Consider the following 18,110-nt stretch of genomic DNA (forward strand, 5'->3'; position numbering starts at 1 on the left):
TTAGTCCGGGTAGCCTTGCGGGTTTTTCGACTGCCATAGCCAGGTATCGTTGGCCATGTCTTCAAGCGTTCGGGTGACTTTCCAGTTCAGCTCTTTCGCCGCTTTGGTCGGATCCGCCCAGTAAGCCGGTAAGTCGCCCTCACGGCGCGGTGCAAACTTGTAATTCACGGGCTTGCCGCAGGCTTTGCTGAAGGCATTTACCACATCCAGCACGCTGTGGCCGAAGCCCGCGCCCAGGTTATAAATATGTACGCCCGCTTTGTTGTGCAGGGTTTTCATTGCCGCCAGATGGCCGTCGGCAAGATCCACCACATGGATATAATCACGCACGCCGGTGCCGTCCGGGGTCGGATAATCGTTGCCGAAAATCGCCACGGACTCACGACGGCCTACCGCTACCTGCGCGATAAATGGCATCAGGTTATTTGGCACGCCCTGGGGATCTTCACCCATCAGGCCAGACGGATGCGCGCCGACCGGGTTGAAGTAACGCAGCAGCGTAATGCTCCATTCAGGTTCTGCACGCTGCACATCCTGCAGAATTTGCTCGACCATCAGTTTGCTGCGGCCGTACGGGCTGGACGGATTGCCGGTCGGGAAATCTTCAACGTAAGGCGTTTTTGGCTGATCGCCATACACGGTCGCCGAAGAGCTGAAAATCAGGTTTTTAACGCCAGCTTCACGCATGGCTTCAACCAGCACCAGCGTGCCGGTGACGTTGTTGTCATAATAAGCCAGCGGTTTTGCCACCGATTCACCCACGGCTTTCCAGCCAGCGAAATGAATGACGGAATGAACAGGGTGCTCACTGAAAATTTTATCGAGAAGCGTGCGGTCGCGAATATCACCTTCGTAGAACAGCGGCGTTTTGCCGGTCAGGCTGTGGATGCGTTCCAGTACGCTGACTTTGCTGTTATGAAGGTTATCAAGAATGATTGGCGTAAAGCCTGCATCAATCAGTTGCACGCAAGTATGACTACCGATGTAACCGCTACCACCTGTGACTAAGACGTACATAAGAGCTCCCCGATGATTATCTTGATGCAACGATATCACGCTGCAAGGCTGAAAAAGGTGATCCATCCCCAATAAAATGGAATCGCTTACACAAACAGTTTACCACCTTTCAACATGACTCAACAGGTGCTGCGTGCCATGCAGAAAGCCTTCTGCAGCTGGCAGCAATCCAGAAAGGATGGGTTGTGTAATCGCTTACACTAACGTTTATGCTTTGTCTGAATCAGTTTTCCGTGCTCATTTTCAGACTCCAGCCGGGGAAATGCCGACATTTTGTCCAGTAACCAGCGGCGGAGCGTCACGATGTCCTCGCGCAGTGCTTTCTCTTTTGCGGTCACCAGATAATAGTTTGCGCCGGGAAGATATTGAGGGAATGGCGTGGTCAGAATGCCTTTTTCAATGAAGTCATGTGCCAGCAAACTGCTGACAATCGCCACGCCCTGACCGGCAATTGCCGCCTGAATGGCATGGGTTTCATCTGTAAAGCGCAGGCCGCTGTCGGTATTTAATTGCGCGGGACCAACGTGTTTTTTCCAGTTTTCCCAGTCGGGAGAAGGATGGGGAATATGACGGTTTTCCACATGAAACAACGTCACTTCCTTCAGATCTTCCATCGTTTTCAGCGCCAGTGCAGGACTGGCAACCAGCACAAAAGTGTCGTGATAAAGCAACGTTGAATCGAGGTTTTCATTGGCGGATTCACTGTAACGGATCGCCACATCCACGGTATTACGGGTTAAATCCACCAGTTCAATGCCGGTGTGCAGGCGTAAATCCATTTCGGGCGCAGCGGCTTTTAAGTCCGCCAGCCGTGGCACCAGCCAGTGCGTCAGGAAATTGGACGTGGTGGTCAGTGTCAGTGCCGCAGGCAACCCGGCGTGATGGATTTCTTCGACGGCTGCCTGTAATCCGGCAAATGCCTGCCGGGTGGCGTGGCGCAGAATTTTCCCCGCAGCGGTTAGCCTGACCTCACGGGCGCTGCGCTCAAACACCGCCGTGCCCAGTGCGTCTTCAAGCACACGGATCTGATGGCTGATGGCGGTGGCCGTCACGCCGATATCTTCTGCCGCGCGTTTGAAACTCCTTTGCTGCGCCACGACATCAAACGCTTTGAGCGAACCCAGCGGCGGTAAACGGATCTTCTTCATGATGAGTTATTTTCATCCATTGCTGAAATCTATGACTTTGAGTTAGCTAAAATAGGCGGTGTAAGCTCTTTTATCAACACGATGAAGATGAAGCATATTCATCTGCTGAGCCGATGAATGTTGATAAAGGAACTTGCTATGAACGCCAAAAAATTACCCATGCCGTTGCTGGCTTCTGCGCTGGGCACGCTGTTTGTGCTGAACCTGGCGCTGACACTGCTGAGCGTCGCCTTTTACGGTCTGGACACACCGCTGTCCCACTCGCTGGCGGGGGCTGCCGCACTCTTTTTTGTACTGTTTATCATCAGCGAACGTTATCACCCCGAACCGCTACTGCCACGTCATCTGCGGTCGTCGTTGCTGTTACAGATAAGTCTCTGGACGCGTATTTTCGTCACAGCGGTCACTTATGCCACGTGGTTCATGCTGGCGGTGGCGATGTATCAGCTTTACGGATTGGGCGTACCGGGCATTATTCTCAGCTTTGTTGCCTTATTGCTGATAATGCTGCCGGGCAAAGCGCTCAGCGAAAAGCTCGGGCGGAGAATGACATCTGCCCGCACCTTGCTGTGGGGTTTTATGATTGTGGCGGGCGGACTGGAGGGGATGGCGATGACACCCTCGTTCTGGCCGGTGCTGCTGCCGGGATTGTTACTGACCGGATTCGGGGCGGGTATGGTTCGCCAGGCCGCCGCGGCAGAAAGGGATCTGCTCACCGGGGCCGAATACCATTATGCAATCCTGCTGGGAGGTTGGGTTCGGGTGAGCAGTACCATAGTGATACTGGCACTGCTCATTCTGCTACTGAGAAATAACCCCGGCCAGCAGGGGATTGAAAACGGATTTGCATTGCTGGCGGCACTGGCGCTGGCTGGTGTCGTGACCGCGCTGATGGTTCCCGCAAAGGCGAAGCAAAATAACGTTACAGCGCGTCAATCTGATAACGGTAGATTTCGCCATCAGGAATAAAGCTCAGCCGGTGAGTAATACATTCCGGCGCATCTTCCGCATGATGCGAAACAAACAGCAACTGGGTTTCGCCTTCGCCGATCAGAATATCGACAAAACGGCGCACCAGCTGGCGGTTGATCGGATCCAGACCCTGCAAAGGTTCATCCAGAATTAACAGCGCCGGATGCTTGACCAGCGCGCGGGCGATGAGCGCCAGCCGCTGTTGTCCCCAGGATAAACTGTGGAACGGGCTATCACCGGCATCGCCGTCCAGTCCGAGCAGTGTCAGCCATTGCGAGGTGAGCAATCTCTGCCGGTCAGATACCGCCTGATAAATGCCGATCGAATCGAAGAAGCCGGAAGTAATGACATTGCGCACGCTGGTGCTGACGCGATAATCCAGATGCAGACTGCTGCTGACGTAGCCGATATGGCGTTTGATGTCCCAGATGGTTTCACCGCTGCCACGCCGGCGACCGAACAGCGTCAGATCATTGCTGTAGCCCTGTGCGTGATCGCCGGTAATAAGGCTCAGTAAGGTGGATTTCCCGGCACCGTTCTGGCCGGTGATCTGCCAGTGCTGACCGTGATCGACCTGCCAGCTCAGATTGTGCAGGATCGGCTTGTCGTTGTACTGCACCACGCCGTCACGCAGTACGATCAAAGGGCTGTCGGCAGGCGGACTGACGCGGGCTGTCGGATCTTCTGCTTCCGGCACAGCCATGCCGTTCAGGCTTTCGCTGTGTGCCAGTTGCGCGACCAGCGCATCAGCCATCACCTGTTCGCGCGCACCCACAGAGGCCAGCGTGCAGTCAGCCAGTACGCCGACATTTTTCACAAATGCAGGAATGTCGTCAAAGCGGTTAAGCACCAGCACCATCGTCTGACCTTCGCCGGACAAGGTTTCCAGCAACTGTGCCAGTTGCGCCCGGGCGTTGACGTCGAGGCCATCGAACGGCTCATCAAGCACCAGCAAATCGGGTTTTTGCATCAGCACCTGACACAGCAGTGTCTTGCGCGTTTCGCCGGTCGATAAATATTTGAAGCGGCGGTCGAGCAATTTCTCAATACCAAACTGCGCGGCAAGGGCAGCACAGCGGGCAGGGTCGCGCACTTCATCCTGAATAATTTCAGCGGTGGTGCGGCCGGTATCGTCTTCACCTTCGCTCAGTAAGTCGGTGTTGTTACGCTGCCATTCATCGGCCACCAGCTTCTGCAACTGTTCGAATGAGAGACGCACAATATGCGGAAAATTGTTTTCCCGGGTACCTTTCAGCAGGGTTAAATCGCCTGCCAGCGCTCGTGCCAGTGCGGATTTTCCACTGCCATTTGAGCCGACAAACGCCCAGCTGTCGGCCTGCTGGATATTCAGATCAGAAAGTGTGAGGGTTCGGGTATCACTGAGACGGAAAACGCCTTGCGAGATATGTAACGACGACATCTTAATCTCTCATTTTCAAATGATTATAAAACAAGGGATAAGCGCTGCACCTTCGCAAGTCAATTGACAAATCTGCAAAATGAAAACGCTGATTTTGCAAGATACTGATTAAATTCTGCTTTTAGCACAGGGTGGCCAGGATCACTTTGTCGTCATCAAACTGCGCGTAAACGCTCTGACCGTTTTTCAGAGCCAGTTTATCGGCTTCGGCATTCGGTACCGTCGCACACAGAATTTCACTGCTTTGCAGTTTCATCAGCACTTCGCTGTTGTTTTCACCGCGCTGGATGTGGGTGACACTGCCCTGCAAGGCGTTATGCGGATTTTCTGCGGTGAAGCCAAGGGTGATCCAGGGCGCTTTGATCAGCACCAGCACTTCCTTGCCGGGCGTTAACGCCAGACGGTCTGCGCTTTGTTCAGTGATCGCGGCGCGGATTTTTGTTTTGCCGTCAGCCAGCAGGACATCAATATGCTGCTGAACGGTGCTGTTATCGCGGTCAATCACGTTGCCGAAGAACTGGTTGCGCGCGCTGGTTTGCAGGGAGAAGCGTGAAATGGCCGCCAGCAAACTGTCGAGAGGGAGCGAATCCTCTTTTAGCACGTCGAAGGCTTTTTGCTGGATTTGCGCCAGTAATTCATAAAGCTGGATCAGGCGCTCGCCGTAAGGTGTCAGCACTGCGCCGCCACCGCCTTTCCCGCCGGTGCTGCGATCGACCAGCGTCTGATCGGCAAGCTGATTCATTTCATTGATGGCATCCCAGGCGCTTTTGTAACTGATGTTCGCGAGCTTAGCCCCCTGACTGATTGAACCGGTGTGGCGCACCTGCCGCAGTAATTCAATACGGCGCGGATCGGCAAACAAACGTTGCTGAAGTTTAAGGGTTAAGAGAATTTCGGCTTGCATCGCAGCTTCCTTGTTAGAATCATGGCTTATTGTCGCCGCTAAACCTGCAGGCAGGCAAGTTGGCTAAATGCTAAAGTAATTACCGTCCCGTGCTGTTATTATCCGCAACAGTTTGATTTTTCGTTTTTGACTTCATGTACGAAGTCCAACATCGCCTCAGGGCGATTCAGCCAGTTAAGTGAGGCTATCATGTTAGAACTATTAGAAAGTTTGATTTTCGCTGCCATCATGGTGCCGGTCTTCATCGCTGTGATCCTGGGCTTGATCTGGGGGCTGGGCGAAGTATTCAACATCATCTCACACGTGGGCCACTCTAAAGAATCCCGTGAGAAACCTCATTACTGATTAATGAGACTGTTTGTTTCCGGAACCCGGCCCTTGCGCCGGGTTTTCTTTTTTCCGGGTTTTCTTTTTATAGTTCAGATCAAAAAAACATAGGTTATCTCCCCCTGACTCATAAAAATGAATGACATCGTTTTTCGTCGCGCTATATTGAAGATTACATAGCGAATATCTCTTCATAAAGGCGAAGGAAAACGATGACATATCAATGGGGTAAAGTATTCACCGCAACCGTTCTGGTCGCAGGGCTTGGCGTTCAGGCGCAGGCAGCAGAGAAAATCACGGTGTTTGCCGCTGCATCACTCACCAATGCTTTGCAGGATATCGCCACTCAATACCAGAAAGAAAAAGGCGTGCAGGTGGTCTCATCCTTCGCCTCATCTTCGACACTGGCCCGCCAGATTGAACAGGGCGCGCCGGCAGATTTGTTTATTTCTGCCGATCAGCAATGGATGGATTATGCCATCAGCAAGCAGCAGATGGTCGATAACACCCGTTACACGTTGCTGGGCAACGAACTGGTGCTGATTTCTGCGGCTAACAGCAAAATCAACAAAGTCGACATCTCTGAGAAAACCGAATGGACCAAACTGACGGGCGACAGCCGCCTGGCGGTGGGTGACCCTGATCATGTCCCGGCCGGGATTTATGCCAAAGAAGCGCTGCAAAAACTGGGGGCCTGGACCACGCTGGAACCTAAACTGGCGCGCGCCAGCGACGTCCGTGCGGCCATGGCGCTGGTTGAACGCGAAGAAGCGCCAGTGGGCATAGTTTATGGTTCTGACGCCGTCGCCAGTAAAAAAGTGAAAGTGATCGGTATTTTCCCTGCCTCCAGCCATAAGCCGGTTGAGTATCCGATGGCGATGGTGAAAGGGCACGAAAATGCCACCGTCAGCGGTTTTTATGATTATCTGAAAACCCCGGCAGCGGCTGCAATCTTCAAAAAATACGGTTTCACGCCTCGCGGCTAAGTTCATCGCTGTTGCTGAAAACAGATAAAGCCTGCGCTGCGCCAGGAGGCTTTATCTGTCCATCCCGGTTTCTTTCCCCGTGTGTGATTCTCTATACTTTGACGTAAATTAAAGCCTGCGAAATTTTTGCCGATATTTTATCTCTGCGACACATAAATTCAGGATTAAGAAACCGACATGATGTTGAGTGAATATGAGTGGCAGGCGGTACTTCTTAGTCTGAAAGTATCGAGCCTGGCCGTTGTTTGCAGTCTGCCGCTTGGTATTCTGATGGCGTGGGTCCTCGCCCGCGGTCGCTTTCCCGGCAAGTCCCTGCTCGACAGTATTATTCATTTGCCGCTGGTATTACCGCCGGTGGTGATTGGCTATTTGCTGCTGGTGGTGATGGGGCGGCGCGGCTTTATCGGCCAGCGTCTGTACGAATGGTTTGGTTTCAGCTTCAGTTTCAGCTGGCACGGTGCAGTGCTGGCCTCGGCGGTGGTGGCATTTCCGCTGATGGTGCGGGCGATACGCCAGTCGCTGGAGGCGGTTGACCCCAAACTTGAACTCGCCGCCCGCACGCTCGGTGCTTCGCCGTGGCGGGTCTTTTTCACCATCACACTGCCGCTTTCCGTGCCGGGCGTCATTGCCGGCGTGGTGCTGGCATTTGCCCGTTCGCTGGGCGAGTTTGGTGCAACGATCACCTTCGTCTCGAATATTCCGGGTGAGACCCGCACCATTCCGCTGGCGATGTATACCCTGATTGAAACGCCGGGCGCGGAAGGCGCTGCCGCACGGCTTTGCGTGCTGGCAATCCTGCTGTCTCTGGCGGCATTGCTGATTTCTGACTGGCTGGCAAAACGCAGCCGTATCCGGCTGGGAGGCTGACATGCTTGAACTCGATTTCAGCCAGACGCTGGGCAGCCTGGAATTACAGGTATCGCAGACCTTACCGGCGCAGGGGATAACGGCCATTTTTGGTTTGTCAGGCGCAGGAAAAACCTCGCTGATTAATGCGATCGGCGGCCTGACCCAACCTGATAGTGGCCGCATTACCTTGAACGGCCGCATCTTATCGGATAAGCAAAACAACATTTTCCTGCCGCCAGAAAAACGCCGCGTCGGTTATGTTTTTCAGGATGCGCGACTGTTCCCGCATTACCGTGTGAAAGGCAATCTGCAATACGGCATGGCGCCGTCGATGCGCGGACAGTTCGATAACATCGTGCGGTTGCTCGGTATCGCCCCCTTACTGGACCGCTTCCCGCTCACGCTTTCAGGTGGCGAGAAACAGCGCGTGGCAATTGGTCGTGCGCTGCTGACAGCACCGGAAATTTTACTGATGGATGAGCCGCTGGCCGCGCTCGATATCCCGCGTAAACGCGAACTGATGCCTTACCTGGAGCGTCTGGCGCAGGAAGTCAGCATTCCGATTTTGTATGTGACGCACAGCCTCGATGAGATTTTACGTCTGGCGGAAAAAGTGCTGGTGCTCGACGGCGGTAAAGTGCTGGCCATGGGCACTTTGGAAGACGTGTGGGCGAGCAATGTGATGCGGCCGTGGCTGCCGAAAGAAGAGCAAAGCAGCGTGCTGAATGTCAGCGTACTGGAACATCATCCGCGCTATGAAATGACCGCACTGGCCATTGGCGATCAGCGTTTATGGATCAGTAAAGTCGAAGAGGCGCCCGGCACGGCGTTGCGCATTCGCGTGAATTCCACGGACGTTTCGCTGGTGCTGCAACCGACGGCTAACAACAGCAGTATCCGCAATATTCTGCCAGCGAAAGTGCTCGAATGTCTGGATCTGGGGAATCAGGTGGAGGTCAAACTGGCGATGGCCGATCACATCATCTGGGCGCGGATCTCGCCGTGGGCGCGGGACGAACTGATGATCCGCGCAGGCCAGTGGTTGTATGCGCAGATCAAAAGTGTGTCGGTCAGTCGTTAATCGTATTGCGTCTTACTTTTCTGACGGGTTAAAGGCGGCGTAAAGCACCAGAACCTCTTCGGCAAACGCGTCATCAATAATATAGAAATAGCATTCCGGCACGTTAAGCACCCGGGCGAAATGACACATGGTGTCGAAGTTCGGGCTGTACGTGCCGTTTTCATATTGCGACACCCGCGAACGCGCAGTGCTCTCATCTATTCCGGCTAAAACACCCAATTTTTCCTGCGTAAGTCTGGCTTTTGTCCGTGCGGATTTCAGTCGATGTGGGATCATTATCAATAACCATAGAAACTGTATTGACGTTATGTTTAGCATCACTTAACATTATTGTTGTTTAGAGTTACTGGACATCGTTATATGTCAGTGTAATTCACAATTCAGATAGTTGAACAAACAACATAAGGAAGAGGGATAAAAATGGAAAATGACTGGCATCCGGCAGATATCATTGCTGCATTACGTAAGAAAAAATCCTCACTGGCGGCGGTCTCGCGTCAAGCCGGTTTAGGCTCATCCACACTGGCCAATGCGCTGGCGCGTCCGTGGCCGAAAGGGGAACTGATCATTGCTCAGGCTCTGGATATCCATCCGTCGGTGATCTGGCCCAGCCGGTACTTCGACGAAAATCAGCAATTAATTACCCGCGCCGTCCGGCCGGTCAGAAATAAGACGCTGAAAAGCGACTGATTATCCTGCAAAAAAAACACCTTCCTCTGTGGCAGAGGAAGGTGCATTGGTAAAATTAGTTCAACACTTTATTGCGGATAACCTCAGCAATGCCGGGTGTTTCGTGATCGCCAATCACCAGCGCGGCACGTTCTTTGATAGCATCTGCTGCATTGCCCATCGCCACGCCCAGACCGACATTTTCCAGCATGCTCAGGTCGTTGTAGTTATCACCGAACGCCACCACATCCTGCATGCTCATACCCTGCGATTCGACCCATTCCTGCAAGCGGCGACCTTTGCTGTTGCCTCCTTTCGCCACATCCACCTGATCATGCCATGACCATTCGCAGGCCAGACCCAGCTCGTTTTCAACCTGCGAGGCAAACGTATGCAGGGCATCGAGATCCTGATGTGAGGTGGCGAATTTCCAGATCGACTGCGCATCATCAGCGGCTTCGCGAAGACTGTTCACCTGAATAATGTTTGGGCGCTGATGTTCCGGCAGGGTTTGCCCCCAGGCAATGGACCGGCTGACGTGGCCGCTCGGTTGCTGATACAGCATGGCGTCATCGACATACAACAGACCGTGGATGCCGTGATATTCCAGCAAGTCGACCACTTTTTTTGCTTTGACCGGATCCAGCGGATCAGAAGTTAAGACCTTACGTGCCTGATAATCATACAAATAGGTGCCGTTACAGCAGATAGCAGGTGTATCGAGCTGCAATGCCTGATAAAACGGATGGATAGCGACATGATGGCGTCCGGTCACGACGACCACTTTGATTCCCTGTGCACGGGCATCGGCCAGTGCGGCAAGGGATTCTGGAAGGATACGTTTTTGGCGGTCCAGCAGCGTCCCGTCGAGATCGAGCGCAATAATGCGATAAGTCATGAGCAGTCCATCGTAAGTGAGGGGGAATAAGGGGAAATTATCGCCATATTACCTTTTTTAGCCTGCTAATTAAACCGGGTATCCGGCACTAAAGGTGCCGTCGTATCGTGCTAACCTGAGCTACGCTGTAAAAAACATAACGACTCATTCAGTCTTAATAAGGAGATGTGATGAAGCAAGTTGTCTACATTGCCAGCCCTGAGAGCCAGCAAATCCACGCTTTTCGTCTGGCAGACAATGGTGAACTGAGCCTGCTGCAAACGGTGGACGTTCCGGGACAGGTTCAGCCGATGGTGATTCATCCCGATGGTCATCGTCTTTACGTCGGCGTACGTCCTGAGTTCGGCGTGCTGACCTACCGCATCGACCATGAAGGTAAACTGGAAGAAGCCGCGATGGCACCTCTGCCGGGCAGTCCGACGCATCTGGGTATAGACCTTCAGGGGCGTTTTGTGTTCTCCGCGTCCTACAGCTTTAACAATGTCAGCATTCATCCGCTGGATGAAAAAGGCCTCGCACTGGCCCCGGTGCAGGTGCTGGAAAACATCCAGGCTCCGCACTCAGCCAATATTGACCCGACCAATCAGGTGCTGATGATCCCGGCGCTGAAAGAAGACCGTATCCGCCAGTTTGACTTCAGTGTGAACGGCGAAGCGACGCCGCATAACGCGCCGGAGCTGAAAACCGCAGCGGGTGCGGGCCCGCGTCATATGGCATTCCACCCGAATCATCATTTTGCCTACTGTGTAAATGAGCTGAACAGCAGCGTGGATGTGTACCAGAAAGACGTCACCAGCGGCGAATACCGTCAGGTGCAGACACTGGGGATTATGCCCGCTGATTTCACCGGCACCTGCTGGGCGGCCGATTTGCACATCACGCCGGACGGCAAATTCCTGTATGCCTCAGACCGTACTGCCAGCCTGATTTCTGTGCTGACCGTCTCAGAAGATGGCAGCGTGCTTGAGCTGGCCGGGCATCACGCCACCCAGACACAGCCGCGTGGTTTCAATATTGATCACTCCGGCCAGTATGTGATCACCGCAGGGCAGAAATCGGATGCGATTGAAGTTGCGAAAATTGATCCGCAAAACGGTCAGCTGACGACGTTGAAAACCTACGCGGTGGGTAAAGGCCCGATGTGGGTAAGCATTCTGGAAATTAATTAATCACGGCTGTTTACTGGTTAGTTTACCTAATGATTTATTTTTAACTGATCAATAATACCGCTCTGAAATAATGATCAAGCCCCTGTAATAAGGGGCTTTTTTATTGCCTGTGCTATACGTGCTATTGATAAGAAATATTTTAATGTTTCTATAAATGTTGAACATTGCTGGTCGATAACTCTCCCGTTATTCACTGATTTTTCGGTGGCGTTGCCACTTCAGAGTCAGTCCTTTTGGTTATCAGGGAGAAGAAAATGAATGTACTTTCAGGGATCGCTGGCCGGGTTCGCCATGCCTCAATTGCCAGCAAGCTCGGTGCAGGATTTGCGCTGGTGTTGCTTCTGGGATCCTTTATCGCTGTGTCCGGTGTCTACCATCTGACCAGCATCAATCAACGCGCTGAAAAGGCGTCCTTGCTTAAGACCGTTAACGATTTGCTGAGCGATGCCAAATTTACCCGGCTTTCATATATGGCCAGCAAAGACCCCAAATTTGTTGAAGAAAACCGCCAGGCGCTGGATAAACTGGAAGCCCGTCAGGCTGATGTTGAGGCGTACTCCTGGGATCCGCAAGACCAGCGTCTGGTGGAAACCATGCCGGAAAATATCCGCCGTTATCGTGAAAGCTGGCAGCACACGCTGAATCCTCCGGCAGGCAGCGATGCGGAAAAAATCACCGCGCAGTTGGCCGAAGCCGGGCTGGCCCTGACCTCTGCGTCTAACACGTTGCTCGATCATGAGATGAGCAATCTGCATAACGAAGTGACGCGCACCATTTCTGAAATGCTGGTGATCATTGTGGCGACTGTGGTTGCCGGTGTGTTGATTTCGTGGCGCATGACCCGTCAGCTGACACTTCCTCTGCGCCGCACGCTGCAAACCGCAGAACGTATCGCTGCCGGTGATCTTTCTACTCATGCCACCAGCCACAGTTTTGACGAAGTGGGGCAACTGAGCCGCGCCATTGAAACCATGAACCAGAACCTGCACGGCATCATCGGTGATATCCGCGAAGGCGTAACGCAGGTGACCCGCGCTTCGGGCGAAATAGCCGCAGGTAATATCGATCTGTCAGCCCGTACCGAAGAGCAGGCGGCAGCGCTGGGGCAAACAGCGGCCAGCATGGAACAACTGACCTCAACGGTGAAACAGAACGCCGACAATGCCGCGCAGGCCAGTCAGCTGGCCTCCGATGCGGCCAATACGGCGGCACGGGGGGGTAAACTGGTGGCCGATGTCGTGGGCGTGATGAAAGAGATTACTGTCAGTTCGAAGCAGATTTCCGAAATTACCACGGTCATCAACAGCATCGCTTTCCAGACCAATATTCTGGCGCTGAATGCTGCGGTTGAAGCGGCGCGGGCAGGGGAGCAGGGCCGCGGTTTTGCCGTGGTCGCCAGCGAAGTCCGCAGCCTTGCGCAGCGCAGCGGGCAGGCGGCGAAAGAGATTGAAGGGCTGATTGGTAAATCGGTGATTAACGTCAATAACGGCTCTGTGCTGGTTGGCAAAGCGGGTGACACCATGGAAGAAATCGTCGGCTCTGTCCGTCATGTCACGCAAATCATTCATGAGATCGCATCGGCGTCTGACGAGCAAAGTCGCGGCATCAGTCAGATTGCGCAGGCGGTGGCAGAGATGGATACCGTCACCCAGCAAAACTCGGCGCTGGTTCAACAGTCTGCCAGTGCGGCGGCTTCGCTCGATGAGCAGGCGGTGAATCTGGAACGCACGGTGTCGGTATTCCGTCTGGGCAACGAAACGTTGTAACATTTTCGCAGAACGAAGTCCGCAGAACGAAAAAAAACCGCCGGAGGCAACCCCGGCGGTTTTTTCATGGCATCAGACTGAATTACTTCGCAGGCTGTGTCAGCACGTTGTTGTACTGCCACAGGCGGTTGAAGTTAGTGTCATTCAGATTGCGCTGTTGTTTCTCATCTTTTGGCACGTTGCCGGCAAATGGCTGGCCGGAGAAGACAGAAGCGCCCCACGGATTCATCTGGTCATAGCTGTTGTCGAAGCTGCTGTCGCGGATTACCAGCTGGCTGCTTGCGCCATCAGCATCCCACGCACGCCCCATTTTCGCTTTCGCAGCCTGCTCGAAGCCACGGTCGCCGGTCAGGTTGCTGTCGATCACCAGGAAGCCATACGGCGCAGCGGCTGGCGTGTTTGGCGCAAAGACAGACGCCTGTTTCACGCCACGGCTGCTGACGGTGTGGAATTCAACGTGGTCAAAGACGGCATTCGCCCGGCCAAATACGTAATCCACATCACCCACGATCAGGCTGTTATGCACGTATGCACGGCTGTAACGGCTGTTGTCAGTCTGGTTGTGGATGTTGGCGGTGTTCACCATAAAGGTATTCTGGCGGCCAATCAGGCGCACGTTATCCAGAATCACATTGTCACCGTCGGTACGCAGCGCAACGGCGGAATGATCGCCCCCGTCAACAGTATCGAGCAGGGAATTGCCGATGGTCAGGTTCTGAATCTGCACACCGTTGCTTTGTGACCACACGGTCGCGGTACAGCCGGTGCCGATGGTTTCAGTGGTCAGGGTGGCGCAGTTCTGGAACATATAGAACGCGCGATCGCCCGGCAGGAACTGGCCGTTAGGACTGACGGTTGAACGGTAAGTGGCGGGTGCCGCTGCGGCTTCCAGACCTTGTGCGAGGGTCACATCAGCAGAGCTGTTGCCCGCACCGAATAAGGTGACCGGTGGTGAACCCGCCGGGATGTACACGGCGCCGTTGTAAGTGCCTGGCAGGATTTTAATGAAGATACGTTCACCGTGGTTACGCACAGCCAGTGCTGCGTTTACCGCCATCTGAACGTTAGAGTATTCTGCGCCGTCGGTGCCTAACTGCGGGCCGACCACGAAATGGGTGTTCACACCGTCAGTGCTGGCCAGTTTAGGGAACCAGCCCTGTTGCTGAACCTGCAAAGAAGGGCCGCCAAAGGCCAGATAATTTTTCGTTGTAAAATTGGCCGCTTCGTCCGCTGATAACACGGGCAGTGACGCGGTGCCCGGAGCAACCTGGCTGGATAAGCCTTGATGGCTGCTGCTGCATGCCGCCAGGATCAGGCTGGCAGACAACATAGCGCACGCGCGCGACAGGGTGGAAATTTTCACTGTGACTGACTCCTTGATGAAGAAGATTGTTCTTTTTTTTCAATGTTGCGGTCATCGCCGCAATAAAAAAACGGTGGCCAGTAAAACTGACCACCTTTTCTGCGTCTTTTATACCACAGGAATCAGCTGTATATCACTGTCAGTGATGCTTTGCCGAGAGTATGGAAATGCACATTGAAGCCGAGATACGCGCCGCTGGCATTCTCATCGACTTCCAGCGTTTCTGTATCAATGGCGTATACGGTGAAATGATAGTGATGGTGTTCGCCCTGCGGAGGGGCTGCGCCGCCATAACCGGCTTTGCCAAAATCGGTGCGGGTCTGCACGGCACCGGCAGGTAAACCGCCTTTGCCGGAGCCCGCGCCTTGCGGCAATTCGGTGACGTCTGCCGGAATATTCGCGACGCCCCAGTGCCACCAGCCGGAGCCGGTCGGGGCATCCGGGTCATAAACGGTTATCACAAAACTTTTGGTGCCCTCGGGGGCACCGGACCAGGCCAGATGCGGCGAAAGGTTGTCGCCGTTGTAGCCCATGCCGTTAAAAACCTGCGTTTCCGGCATTTTGTCGCCATCGCGCAAATCATTACTGGTGAGTGTAAATGCCATAGAACCCTCTTCAGATGATGAAATAGTCACGGGCAGATTACTTGCCGACCTCGCCGCCGCCCAGCATTTTCAGTAATGCCTGCGCGACTGCTCTGGAAGAGGCCGGATTCTGACCGGTGATCAGTTTGCCATCGGTGACGGCATAAGGCCGCCAGTCCGCCGCCTTACTGTAATCGCCGCCATTTTTCTTCAGCTCGTCTTCAACCAAAAAAGGCACGATGTCGGTCAGGCCAACCGCGTCTTCTTCACTGTTACTAAAGCCGGTTACGCGCTTGTCTTTCACCAGCGGCGTGCCATCTTCCACCAGCACATTGCGCAACACCCCTGGCGCGTGGCAGACCGCAGAAACCGGTTTGCCCGCTGCCCAGAAAGCCTGGATCAGCGCGATGGAATGCGGGTCTTCAGACAGATCCCACAACGGTCCGTGACCACCCGGATAGAAAATGGCATCGAAGTCATCAGCGTTAACATCAGCAAGTTTGTGCGTGTTCGCCAGCACCTTCTGCGCATCTTTATCACTGCGGAAGCGTTCGGTTGTTTCGGTCTGCGCATCCGGCTCATCACTTTTCGGATCGAGTGGTGGCTGTCCGCCTTTCGGCGAGGCCAGCGTCAGCCCGGCGCCTGCATCCAGAAACTCGTAATAAGGCGCGGTAAATTCTTCCAGCCAGAAACCGGTTTTCTTACCGGTTTCGCCGAGCTTATCGTGTGATGTCAATACAATCAGTAATTTCATGTTACCTCCTGTGGACGCCGTCAGCTTTAGTTAAGGAGTAATCAGTCCTGACCGACACGAACGACCAGTTTGCCAAAGTTTTTACCCTCAAGCAGGCCAAAGAACGCCTGCGGTGCATTCTCTAATCCTTCCACGATATCTTCGCGGAATTTCACTTTCCCTTGTTCAAACCATTCGCTCATCTGTTTTGCAAACTCCGGATAGCGATGGCCGTAATCATCAAAAATAATAAAGCCCTGCACACGCATGCGTTTCTTCAGAATGGTGCCGGTCAGCAGGGAAAGGCGATCTTGTCCCTCTTTCAGACCGGTCGCGTTATATTGGGAAACCAGCCCGCACAGCGGAATACGCGCTTTGGTATTGAGCAGCGGCAATACGGCATCAAACACCGCGCCACCGACGTTTTCAAAATACACATCAATGCCATCCGGGCAGGCCGCTTTCAGGCGTTTATCCAGATCCGGGGCGCGGTGATCGAGACACTCATCGAAACCGAAATGTTCAACGGCATAGCGGCATTTCTCTTCACCACCGGCAATCCCGATCACGCGACAGCCTTTGATTTTACCAATTTGTCCGACCAGCGAGCCGACTGGCCCGGTCGCTGCAGCAACGACCAGCGTTTCCCCCGGTTTGGGTTCGCCAATATCCAGCAGCCCCATAAAAGCGGTGAAGCCCGGCATGCCTAAAACACCGAGTGCAAGGGAAGGTTGTTTGAGTGCCGCGCCTTCGAGTTTCTTCACGGCTTTGGCGTCGGCCACGGAATAATCCTGCCATCCGGTGCTGCCGACCACGAAATCCCCGGCTTTAAAATCCGGGCTTTTTGATTCCACCACGCGGGAAACTGCGCCGCCGGTCATTACTTCACCGATTTGTACCGGCGCAGCGTAAGAAGGCGCATCGCTCATACGTCCGCGCATGTACGGGTCGAGCGAAAGCCACACGGTACGCAGTAATAACTGACCGTCTCTGGCCTGCGGTAACGGCGCTTTTTCCAGACGGAAATTGTCATCGACGGGTTTGCCGTGAGGGCGTGAAGCCAGCACGATGCGGCGGTTTTCAGACTGTAACTGGGGCATAGTCATTCCTTTTCGTTTTCTTATAAGAAAGTTAAAAGCTAACGTAATTGGGAATAAGTATAGGACGCTAAACAGTTTTCGAACCAAGCGCTTTATGCCATGTTTGAATAAACCCTGCGATTTTTCCCTGAAATGTGACCATCATCTTTTCCTATGACATCTGCCGGAAAATTCCTTTAAATCTGCAGGTTGCACAGGTATGGTCGGTAAGATTTTTGACCCGTTGCTCCACTTTATCTGCAAGATTAATAAGCATAAAAAAGGGATCCTAATGCGTAAAACTTCTCTGGCACTGAGTGCCGTTTTCCTGTTGCTCAGCCTGAATCAGTCTGCCTTCGCCAAAGAGCCCGCGCCCGCGCCGCTCTGGCCGGGCGTCAATGTGGCGCAACTCGCGCAGCAATCGCCGGTTCACTGGGTGTCGGTCACGCAAATTGAAAACAGTCTGAACGGCCGCCCGCCAATAGCTGTCGGTTTTGATATCGATGACACGGTGTTGTTTTCCTCGCCGGGCTTTTACCGCGGGCAGGTCGAGTTTTCCCCCGGAAAACAGGATTATCTGAAGAACCCGAAATTCTGGGAGAAAATGAACAACGGCTGGGATGATTTCAGCATGCCAAAAGACGTGGCGAAGGCGCTGATTGCCATGCACCTCAAACGCGGCGACAGCATTTACTTCGTGACCGGCCGCAGCGAAACCAAAACTGAGACCGTGACGAAGACGCTGCAGAACGATTTCCAAATCCCGCAGGACAAAGTGAATGCGGTTATTTTCGCCGGTGACAAAGCCGGTCAGAACACAAAAACGCAGTGGCTGAAAGATAAGCAAATTAAAGTGTTTTATGGCGACTCTGACAATGATATCACTGCCGCTCAGGCCGTGAGCGCGAGGGGGATCCGCGTACTGCGTGCGTCAAACTCCAGCTATAAACCGCTGCCACAAGCCGGTGCGTTTGGAGAAGAAGTCATTGTGAATTCTGAGTATTAAGTGGCACCCACCCCTGCGAAGGGGAGGGCTGGGGTGGGGTATTAAAGCAAAATCAATGGGTTGAGGTTTTTTTGATAAGGTGTTAGCCCTTAAAAACTCCCTCCCGGCCTCCCCCTTCGCAGAGGGAGGCGCAAAAGTA

General features: G+C 53.7%; 18 protein-coding genes and 2 pseudogenes. 10 read left to right on the forward strand and 10 right to left on the reverse strand.

From position 1 onward, the window contains the following. Positions 1-1,017 carry a UDP-glucose 4-epimerase GalE gene (gene galE / locus DXU84_RS01695; RefSeq protein ID WP_112198509.1) on the reverse strand — a complete coding sequence of 339 codons (1,017 nt, stop codon included), beginning with the start codon at positions 1,015-1,017 and terminating at the stop codon, positions 1-3. A 200-nt stretch (positions 1,018-1,217) separates the two neighbouring features. After that, the gene (locus DXU84_RS01700; RefSeq protein WP_153374638.1) at positions 1,218-2,165 is read right to left on the reverse strand and encodes a LysR substrate-binding domain-containing protein; all 948 of its coding nucleotides are present in this window, start codon (positions 2,163-2,165) and stop codon (positions 1,218-1,220) included. A 138-nt stretch (positions 2,166-2,303) separates the two neighbouring features. Between DXU84_RS01700 and DXU84_RS01705 the strand changes: the two genes are divergently transcribed. Further along, the gene (locus DXU84_RS01705; RefSeq protein ID WP_013576408.1) at positions 2,304-3,134 is read left to right on the forward strand and encodes a hypothetical protein; all 831 of its coding nucleotides are present in this window, start codon (positions 2,304-2,306) and stop codon (positions 3,132-3,134) included. Here DXU84_RS01705 and modF read toward each other — a convergent pair. Continuing rightward, the gene (modF, locus tag DXU84_RS01710; protein ID WP_037037131.1) at positions 3,088-4,557 is read right to left on the reverse strand and encodes a molybdate ABC transporter ATP-binding protein ModF; all 1,470 of its coding nucleotides are present in this window, start codon (positions 4,555-4,557) and stop codon (positions 3,088-3,090) included. The two genes, DXU84_RS01705 and modF, sit on opposite strands and share 47 nt — an antisense overlap. 121 nt (positions 4,558-4,678) lie before the next feature. Beyond that, positions 4,679-5,461 (reverse strand): molybdenum-dependent transcriptional regulator, encoded by a 783-nt coding sequence (modE, locus tag DXU84_RS01715; protein WP_131638112.1) that lies wholly within the window; start codon positions 5,459-5,461, stop codon positions 4,679-4,681. A 189-nt stretch (positions 5,462-5,650) separates the two neighbouring features. On the opposite strand from modE, the gene DXU84_RS01720 reads away from it, so the two are divergent. The 4 genes from DXU84_RS01720 to modC all read left to right on the forward strand — a co-directional run bounded on the left by DXU84_RS01720 (position 5,651) and on the right by modC (position 8,704). Then, positions 5,651-5,806 carry an AcrZ family multidrug efflux pump-associated protein gene (locus tag DXU84_RS01720; RefSeq protein WP_013576405.1) on the forward strand — a complete coding sequence of 52 codons (156 nt, stop codon included), beginning with the start codon at positions 5,651-5,653 and terminating at the stop codon, positions 5,804-5,806. A gap of 194 nt (positions 5,807-6,000) precedes the next feature. Further along, the gene (gene modA, locus DXU84_RS01725) at positions 6,001-6,774 is read left to right on the forward strand and encodes a molybdate ABC transporter substrate-binding protein (RefSeq protein ID WP_153374640.1); all 774 of its coding nucleotides are present in this window, start codon (positions 6,001-6,003) and stop codon (positions 6,772-6,774) included. A 177-nt stretch (positions 6,775-6,951) separates the two neighbouring features. Then, a complete protein-coding gene (modB, locus tag DXU84_RS01730; RefSeq protein ID WP_013576403.1) occupies positions 6,952-7,641 on the forward strand; it encodes a molybdate ABC transporter permease subunit in 690 nt (229 codons plus the stop codon). 1 nt (position 7,642) lies between these two features. Further along, positions 7,643-8,704 carry a molybdenum ABC transporter ATP-binding protein ModC gene (modC, locus tag DXU84_RS01735; protein ID WP_013576402.1) on the forward strand — a complete coding sequence of 354 codons (1,062 nt, stop codon included), beginning with the start codon at positions 7,643-7,645 and terminating at the stop codon, positions 8,702-8,704. 12 nt (positions 8,705-8,716) lie between these two features. Here the strand turns inward: modC and DXU84_RS01740 are convergent, their stop codons facing one another. Then, a complete protein-coding gene (locus DXU84_RS01740; RefSeq protein WP_013576401.1) occupies positions 8,717-8,980 on the reverse strand; it encodes a helix-turn-helix transcriptional regulator in 264 nt (87 codons plus the stop codon). Between the two features lie 144 nt (positions 8,981-9,124). Here DXU84_RS01740 and DXU84_RS01745 point away from each other — a divergent pair, with 144 nt between their 5' ends. Next, positions 9,125-9,394 (forward strand): helix-turn-helix transcriptional regulator, encoded by a 270-nt coding sequence (locus DXU84_RS01745; protein WP_015690238.1) that lies wholly within the window; start codon positions 9,125-9,127, stop codon positions 9,392-9,394. Between the two features lie 55 nt (positions 9,395-9,449). On the opposite strand, the gene DXU84_RS01750 is transcribed toward DXU84_RS01745, so the two are convergent. Next, the gene (locus tag DXU84_RS01750) at positions 9,450-10,271 is read right to left on the reverse strand and encodes a pyridoxal phosphatase (protein ID WP_013576399.1); all 822 of its coding nucleotides are present in this window, start codon (positions 10,269-10,271) and stop codon (positions 9,450-9,452) included. Between the two features lie 170 nt (positions 10,272-10,441). On the opposite strand from DXU84_RS01750, the gene pgl reads away from it, so the two are divergent. The 3 genes and pseudogenes from pgl to DXU84_RS25360 form a co-directional block, all read left to right on the forward strand. Beyond that, entirely contained in the window at positions 10,442-11,440 is a 999-nt protein-coding gene (gene pgl, locus DXU84_RS01755; protein WP_013576398.1) for a 6-phosphogluconolactonase, read from the forward strand. Positions 11,441-11,694: 254 nt separating this feature from the next. Then, positions 11,695-13,077: pseudogene (locus DXU84_RS01760) on the forward strand (methyl-accepting chemotaxis protein); the annotation flags it as partial. Positions 13,078-13,094: 17 nt separating this feature from the next. Further along, positions 13,095-13,145, forward strand: a pseudogene (locus tag DXU84_RS25360) (hypothetical protein); the annotation flags it as partial. Positions 13,146-13,288: 143 nt separating this feature from the next. Here DXU84_RS25360 and DXU84_RS01765 read toward each other — a convergent pair. The 4 genes from DXU84_RS01765 to DXU84_RS01780 form a co-directional block, all read right to left on the reverse strand. Further along, positions 13,289-14,569, reverse strand: a complete 1,281-nt coding sequence (locus tag DXU84_RS01765) for a putative acyl-CoA thioester hydrolase (protein WP_013576396.1) — start codon at positions 14,567-14,569, stop codon at positions 13,289-13,291. 122 nt (positions 14,570-14,691) lie between these two features. Continuing rightward, the gene (locus DXU84_RS01770; RefSeq protein ID WP_013576395.1) at positions 14,692-15,174 is read right to left on the reverse strand and encodes a kinase inhibitor; all 483 of its coding nucleotides are present in this window, start codon (positions 15,172-15,174) and stop codon (positions 14,692-14,694) included. Between the two features lie 37 nt (positions 15,175-15,211). After that, positions 15,212-15,907 carry a type 1 glutamine amidotransferase domain-containing protein gene (locus tag DXU84_RS01775; RefSeq protein WP_013576394.1) on the reverse strand — a complete coding sequence of 232 codons (696 nt, stop codon included), beginning with the start codon at positions 15,905-15,907 and terminating at the stop codon, positions 15,212-15,214. 41 nt (positions 15,908-15,948) lie between these two features. After that, positions 15,949-16,986, reverse strand: a complete 1,038-nt coding sequence (locus DXU84_RS01780; RefSeq protein WP_013576393.1) for an NADP-dependent oxidoreductase — start codon at positions 16,984-16,986, stop codon at positions 15,949-15,951. Between the two features lie 271 nt (positions 16,987-17,257). Between DXU84_RS01780 and aphA the strand changes: the two genes are divergently transcribed. Then, complete coding sequence (gene aphA / locus DXU84_RS01785) at positions 17,258-17,971, forward strand: acid phosphatase AphA (protein ID WP_153374643.1); 714 nt, start codon at positions 17,258-17,260, stop codon at positions 17,969-17,971. Positions 17,972-18,110 lie beyond the last annotated feature (139 nt).

The sequence above is a fragment of the Rahnella sp. RcJ3 genome, assembly GCF_009498575.1.
Classification (GTDB): Bacteria; Pseudomonadota; Gammaproteobacteria; order Enterobacterales; family Enterobacteriaceae; genus Rahnella; species Rahnella aceris.